The sequence below is a fragment of the Halobacteriovorax sp. genome (assembly GCF_041587335.1).
GTDB lineage: Bacteria > Bdellovibrionota > Bacteriovoracia > Bacteriovoracales > Bacteriovoracaceae > Halobacteriovorax.
The window spans coordinates 1-7,016 of record NZ_JBFGYP010000139.1; the positions used below are offsets into that span (position 1 = coordinate 1).

The 7,016-nt window shown below is 35.9% G+C and carries 7 protein-coding genes; 3 read left to right on the forward strand and 4 right to left on the reverse strand.

Annotated features, from left to right (window positions below; translation table 11 throughout):
- A partial coding sequence (locus tag ABX784_RS14395) for a histone deacetylase family protein (protein WP_372655758.1) occupies positions 1 to 951 on the forward strand: 951 nt, incomplete at its 5' end.
- 32 nt (positions 952 to 983) lie between these two features.
- On the opposite strand, the gene ABX784_RS14400 is transcribed toward ABX784_RS14395, so the two are convergent.
- The 4 genes from ABX784_RS14400 to ABX784_RS14415 form a co-directional block, all read right to left on the reverse strand.
- Entirely contained in the window at positions 984 to 2,687 is a 1,704-nt protein-coding gene (locus ABX784_RS14400; RefSeq protein WP_372655759.1) for a M3 family oligoendopeptidase, read from the reverse strand.
- 78 nt (positions 2,688 to 2,765) lie between these two features.
- Positions 2,766 to 3,827 carry a hypothetical protein gene (locus ABX784_RS14405; RefSeq protein ID WP_372655760.1) on the reverse strand — a complete coding sequence of 354 codons (1,062 nt, stop codon included), beginning with the start codon at positions 3,825 to 3,827 and terminating at the stop codon, positions 2,766 to 2,768.
- Positions 3,820 to 4,455 carry a hypothetical protein gene (locus ABX784_RS14410; protein WP_372655761.1) on the reverse strand — a complete coding sequence of 212 codons (636 nt, stop codon included), beginning with the start codon at positions 4,453 to 4,455 and terminating at the stop codon, positions 3,820 to 3,822. Before ABX784_RS14410 ends, ABX784_RS14405 begins: the two co-directional genes overlap by 8 nt.
- A 25-nt stretch (positions 4,456 to 4,480) precedes the next feature.
- On the reverse strand, positions 4,481 to 5,086 hold the full coding sequence (locus ABX784_RS14415; RefSeq protein ID WP_372655762.1) for a hypothetical protein: 606 nt from the start codon (positions 5,084 to 5,086) through the stop codon (positions 4,481 to 4,483).
- Positions 5,087 to 5,246: 160 nt separating this feature from the next.
- Here ABX784_RS14415 and ABX784_RS14420 point away from each other — a divergent pair, with 160 nt between their 5' ends.
- Together ABX784_RS14420 and ABX784_RS14425 are read left to right on the forward strand one after the other, a co-directional pair.
- A complete protein-coding gene (locus ABX784_RS14420; protein WP_372655763.1) occupies positions 5,247 to 5,705 on the forward strand; it encodes a hypothetical protein in 459 nt (152 codons plus the stop codon).
- Between the two features lie 178 nt (positions 5,706 to 5,883).
- The gene (locus ABX784_RS14425) at positions 5,884 to 6,726 is read left to right on the forward strand and encodes a L,D-transpeptidase (RefSeq protein ID WP_372655764.1); all 843 of its coding nucleotides are present in this window, start codon (positions 5,884 to 5,886) and stop codon (positions 6,724 to 6,726) included.
- The last annotated feature ends 290 nt before the right edge of the window (positions 6,727 to 7,016 follow it).

Genomic DNA, 7,016 nt, shown 5'->3' on the forward strand with positions numbered 1-7,016 from the left:
GGGAATCGTATCAAACATCCAGAGAGTACTAAGAGAGCAGAGTCTATCTTTAGAGCAGTTAAAGCTGAGAAGGAACTCTTTGATCTAAGAACTCCTGAACGTATTCCCCTATCAAATATTAGAGACTGTCATAGCTACGAGCTAGTAACTCTTTATAATACTGCTGCTGGATTACCTGATGGAGAAACATTCTATCCAAGTGTCTTTCCCCAAAGAAAGAACACAAACCCAGATCCAACAAATATAAAGCACGCAGGTTTTTACTGCTTTGATAGTGGTACGCCACTTAACAATAAGACATGGTCAGCAGCAAGTTGGAGTACAGCCAGTGCTTATGCAGCAGGAGAAGTAGTCTACAAGGGAAAGTCTAGAGTTTCATATGCTATTTCAAGACCTCCAGGTCATCATGCAACTAAAGATAGTTATGGTGGTTACTGCTATTTTAATAATGCAGCAATAGTGGCCAAGATGCTTAAGAAGAAAGGAAGAGTCGCTATTCTTGATATAGATTTTCATCACGGAAATGGAACTCAAGAGATATTTTATAAAGATGACAAAGTCTTCACCATCTCTATTCATGGAGACCCAAGGGAGTACTTTCCATTCTTTTGGGGCTTTTCTTCAGAGAGTGGTTCAGGAAAGGGAGAGGGCTATAATCTCAATGTGATACTACCAGAAAAAACGAAAATCTCTCAATATAAGAAGACTCTAATTGAGACCGTTATTCCAGCGATAAAGAGATTTGAAGCAGATTACTTAGTACTCTCCGCAGGCTTTGATACTTACAAACTTGATCCTGTTGGAAACTTCTCACTCGAGACAAAAGACTATGAAAAGATTGGAAAGATTATTTCCTCACTAAATATTCCGACGGTGATTCTTCAGGAAGGAGGATACTTTACTAAAGACCTTGGTAAAAATGTAGTAAGCCTACTAAAAGGATTTAAATAGCAGTCCACTCTATGACTGCTATTTTATATTTTTTATAATAATTCTTCTTCTAATCTCTTTGCCAAAGGCCTTAGAACTTCATCTCCAAATGATAGAGTTGTTCCAAAAGCTTGATAGATCTCTTTTACTGACTTTGAAGCAGCTAGACGACAACCGTCTTTATAATATTTTAATCCATTTTTAGGATCTTCTTTGTATTTGTCCCATACACTTAGCGCTAAAATTTCACTTATAGCGTAGTCGATATAATAAAAAGGCATCTGTAAAATGTGCATAAATTGCCAATCGACTTTTGCTGATTTTTCAAGATAGCCCGTCATATCGACATCATCACCACCATACTCTAATCTTAACTCTTTCCACTTATCTTCTCTTTCACTTTGAGAGTGATCAGCATTAGCATAGAGCCAGTGTTGAAATTCATCAACTTGAGAACACCAAACGAGTAGTCCAACTACACCTTTTAGTCTATCTTCCTTTATTCTTTTACAGTCCTCTTTTGATAAATATTCCTGAGCATGCTCTAATCCTATGAACTCCATACTCATAGAGCCAGACTCAGCAACTTCAGCACACCAATCTTGAAGAGCATACGGACGTACATCTTTTCCAAGATAGTAGTGAAAGCAGTGTCCCAGCTCATGAAGTAAAACCTGTAAGTCAGATGCAAGGCCTACTCCATTATAGAAAACAGATGCCTTCTCGTATATTGGATACATGAGCATGAATCCACCGGGGGCCTTATTCTCTCTTGAAACTAAATCTAATAAGTCATTTTCTCTTATGTCTTTAAAGAATGAGTATAGTTCCTCATCAATTGCTTTGATGATCTTTCCTGTTCCTTCGATGAATTCTTCTACATTCTCTTTCTTATAAAGATATAGAGGCTCACGTCCAAGGTAATCTACACTCAGGTCATATGGCCTTAACTTATCGAGTTTAAGACTTTCTTTTCTCTTCTTTCTTAGCTTTTTATGAATTGGTACAATATGTTCTTTAACTGCTTTATGAAATTCAAAACAATGAGTCTCATCCCAGTCAGATCTCTGCATATCTTTAAAAGCATACTTTGTGAAAGACTCCATTTTAGAGTTCTTCGCAAGCTGTACTCTTAGTTGTATAAGTTCATCAAAGCGCTGATTAATTTCTTCGTAAACGGATAGGTCTGCATTTAAAACGGCCTCATAAGCTCTCTTTCTAATTTCTCGGTCAGTAGATTTAAAGTGAGGATATACCTCTGGAGGCGGAACTCTCTTCCCTTCCCAGTCAACTAGAAGCTTCCCCTGGATCTCAGTTATTTCTGAAGAGAGTTTATCTATTTTCTTTCTAACATCAATATTTTCTTCACAGAATAATTCAGTTTTTCTTTTTAAGTTTGTAATATAAATATCAAAATCTTCCCCTAATTCACTAATATAGGGAGAGCTCAAGAACTTCTTATCTAATTTATCACCATACTCTGATTCAATTGGAGTAATAAATTCATCTACAAATTCATTATTCTTTTTCTTTTTTTCATCTGCCACATCTGTAGTCATTAAGAAATATGTTTCACACCAATTATTTACAAGATGCTTAGAGATGACATCTCTCTTTTCAACAAACTCTTTAAGTTCTTCTACACTTTTAATATCTAGATCAAGTAGTTTATCAAACTCTTCTTTTAATATATCGATATTAGAGATATCTATTGTCTTTTGATTTTCAAATTTAGAAAAAACACTTTCATTACTCATAACTTCTCTTCCTTAATATAAAAGCCAAGGGTAACATATTATGTAAATACTTAAAAAGGTTTTAAAGAGTAGAGTTCCTTAAAAATCATGAGCGGGATGACTACCTAAAATAAAGATCATCTGCACTGTCGCACGAGTGTCTTTACTTGTAGTTAGACCTTCCTCTCGGTCAAATTCATGAGCAATCGTAGATCTAACTTTAAGAAACTCACTAGAAGTAAAGGTATGCTGAACAAGAGTTCCATAGCTTATATTATTAGAAATTCTATTTGTTAAAGCATTTCTCTTAGATAGATCTTTAAAAGCATCTAGCCTAAGTCCAAAACTATTTTGAACCGAGAGACCGAATTCATTGAATACATACATCCCAACTTGCTCTTTTAACTCGTTAGAGATGTCTAACTCATTCTTATACCAAAGCTCAGATTGAAGAAGATACTCTGTCATTCTTCCTTTTCTCCACTTTGCTGTAAGGTCAATTCCGGCCAATTTTAAGTCATTCTCTTGAGAGTCTGTTCTACCAAGATAACTAAGACCTATATCTAGCCCACTTGTAGAACTAAATTCAAAAAATCTAGAAAACCTAGCATAGTGAGTAGGAACCTTTGGCTTACTCCCTTCAGTATGAGAGTGTCCGTACTTATAACCACTAGTAACTCCAACTATTAAGTTATAGATATTATCAGTTGGGAGCATGTAACTATACTCTGCTCCTGAGTCTATTAGCCCCTCATCACCAAAAAAGCTTCTATAGAATTTTGGAGCTCTAGTAAAAACCCAGTCATGTTGATGAGATCGACCAAGGCGTCCAACGGAAAGAAAGTACTGTCCCACACGAATATTAGATCTCGGAATAAGAGAAAAAGAAGACATATAGAGTTCGTGTAACTCTACAACTGTCTCACCATTTTCATCGTGAGCAGCAGCAGTTAAAACTCCATTAAATCTATCATCCACTGGGGCATAGATTGAGAGTTCAACTCCTCTCATAATTAATTTATCTGTCGCACTACTATCTTTATTAATTCCGTGCTCGTATAAGAAATCTCCTGCAGCAGAAACTTCTACGTCACTATATTTAAGAGCGTAGCTATTTAATGAAAAAAATAAAATAAGAAGAAAAAAGTTAAATTTAAACATTTGAGATAGCATCTTTAGGGCCTTCTAATAATTCGATTAAAGACTTATCACCTTCAAATCCCCAAAAGAGACCGTTCGCTCTTCCAACCCCAATCCAAACATCAAATGCAAAGTCTTCAGTGTTATAAAGACAACCTCCATCAAAGCTGCACTCTTCATAATCACCACGAGCTCCATTATAATCCCAAACCAACATATGAGCGTCTGTATGATCATTGTGAATATCAATAGCAACATCTACAGTGTCGACCTCTTTAAACTCTACGAGTTCGGTTCTATCCTCAAGCCCATTTAAACTAATTGTTAAGAAGACGGACCCATTAACTCTTTCAAAGAAATATTTCATTCCACTATCTAAAGAACGTGAACTAAAGAAGTAAAAGCTTAAAGACTCTTCCTCTGGGAGTTTAAATTTAAGTCTAAAGTAATGACCAGAATTTCCACCATTACTTACAGACCCATTTAATAAGTACTTTCTCTCCCCTGCAGATACAGAGTCGAGTCCTCCAATCAAATCAGAAGTTTTATCAATTAAGCTTGCACCAGTATCTCCACCAGTAAGTTCATCACAAGATGAACAAAAAACACTAAAAAATAAAAGAAAAGTAACTGTATATAAATGTTTCAAAATAAACTCCAAAGCAATTCAATTTTTAAAGGTTTGGTTCCCCTTCACCTGCACGATTATAATGACAGCTAAATTCAGCCTCGTGACCGTGTGTATGACAAAGAACGAAGATGGTTGCATCAGTACCATTAAGAGAGTAATTAAATTTTGACCAAACATCCGCACCTTCACCGTGGTCATCAGATAATTTGTGATCGTGATCATGGTCTCCACCATCAATCCAAACTTTTAAATTATCAACAGCTGAAAAATTAGCTCCTTTTCTTGTAAGGGTTTTTGAAAATTTCTCAACTGCTGCTTGATGAGCCGATTGAACGTATGTGAATCCAGAAGTTAGAGACTTGTGCTCATGTCCATGATCTTGATGCTCTTCATGACAGGCCATTGCTTGACCGTGGTAGTGACATCCATAAGTAAGGTGAAGATCTTGCTCATTTAAGAACTTAACTTCTACTTCATGGTCTTCAACACTTGATTCCCAAGCTATAATTGAATCAACATCAACTTCTACAGAGGCTTCATTAAGGGCACTATTGAAGGCCTTTGCTAAATCGTTTCCGTTCATCTCTGCAGCACTTACTGATATAGAAAGTAACAACATGGCAAATACATTTAAAATTGAATTTCTCATCTCTTCTCCTGATTTATTATCTATTTTAGAGTTATCACAGGAACACTATATTTGCAACTGAGTTGCAAATATAGCATATACATTTTACTTAGCTAAAGAAATTAAGATTATTTAGGTGTAAAAGCGCTCATTAAAAAATCTATTCTAAGGAAGAAGTTACATGAAATCTCTTATTACATTATTAGCGCTATCAATAAGCATCTCTGCTCATGCAGGATCTGCAAACGCTACTTTTACTTGCGAATCAGCCTCAGGAAGAACAGCTTTAAATGCATCAGTTCCAGGTGACCATGCTGAACATAATGTTGAGTTCACTATCGATGAAAAAACTATAGACTGGTATAGTGAAGTAAACCAAACAACTTACTCTATGGATGAAAACTCTAAAGTATATGTTCTTGGAAAACTTGAAGATAAAAACTATCACTTTATCATCACTAATACAGAGGGATATAAGACCCTAACTTTTTCGGCGATTCCTTCATCAATCAAGGTTACGCAAACTGAGTACGGTGAGAAAGGAAGTTTAAAAGCTGTAATTATAGGAAATGATCCAAGAAGCTTCACAGATCAAACTCCAGAAATAACTGTAGATTGCTCTTATAGCTACGAAATCTAATCAAAAATAAAGAGTCTAAGACCTGTCTACTTTAGGAGTATGTCAGGTCTTTCTTTGTGCCGAATTTAAGGTAAGACCTTATAGATTTTTCACACTTTATACTGTCTAAAAGATTATCCTTAGCAATGCTTGCCTCCCTTGATACTTATACTCCATAAATTTTAAACAAGGGTTACAAATGCTTAAACAATTTAAATTAGCAGCTACTGCTCTAGCTCTTTTCTCAATTTCCAATGGTGCAACGGCATTTTTCTCAGACTATAGGTTTGGTTTTAGACCTAAATGGGTAAAACAATGTGAGCGTGCTCAAGAAAAAATGGAAGGACACCTTCTTGGTGCTTTAAATAAGTGTAACTCAAAAGGTTACATGGGTTATAAAGATGACCTTGCTTATTACTCAGTTCAAAATGATGATGCAACCTATAGCTTCAATCGTATAAACAGCGTACATGTTGTTGTTACTGATGCAAAACAAGATAGAGAAGCTCCTGACTACGGATCTTGTAAGTCAGAAATGTGTTACCGTGCCTACGTCTATATTAACGGTGATCAATACACTGGAGACCATGTTGCAACTTGGGTAACAACTCCTGGTAGACGTTGGTATGATGGTTCGGGAGGAGATTATACTCCAGAATCAAAATATGTTTATCAAACAACTCCAATGAAAAACCAAAATGAACTAGGACACTTCCTACTTCAAAAAGATGGAGAAATGGGTCTTGGTGGTGATGTAACAGATAGAGTTACTGGTTACTTCGTAATGGATCACTATAGAAACTCAGACAATGAAGATATGCCTTGGGCAACATTCTACCACTTAGGGGTTGGATTCCACTCTTCTAAATACGTAGATGGAACAGCAGGGTCTCACGGCTGTACTCGTCTTAAGCATATTGAAGCCAAAAAAATGAACTTCCTTGCCAGACACGTTAAGAGAAAGTTCACAGTCGAAACTCGCTACACAGAGAGACAACGTCTTTCAACAAAGGCGAGACAAAAAGTAAGCAAGAGACAATAAAATATATTAGCAAGGGCCCTAAAGCAGGGTCCTTCTATTTAAAAAATATTTAGCCTACCTTAGTTTTGCAGCCCCTTACTTCTGACGCCACGGTCAAAATAGATACACAATACTCAAAATGATCTAATCCTAGCTCTATTTCAACTGAATTATTTTACGACTATACTGCTCTATGATAGAGTACCACTATTCTAAAGCTAAATTTTTAAACAATATATAACGCATCTAAACATGGAAGATCTATGAACTTGTACGAAGATTACTTAAAAGAGATTGAAGACAGAAAATTA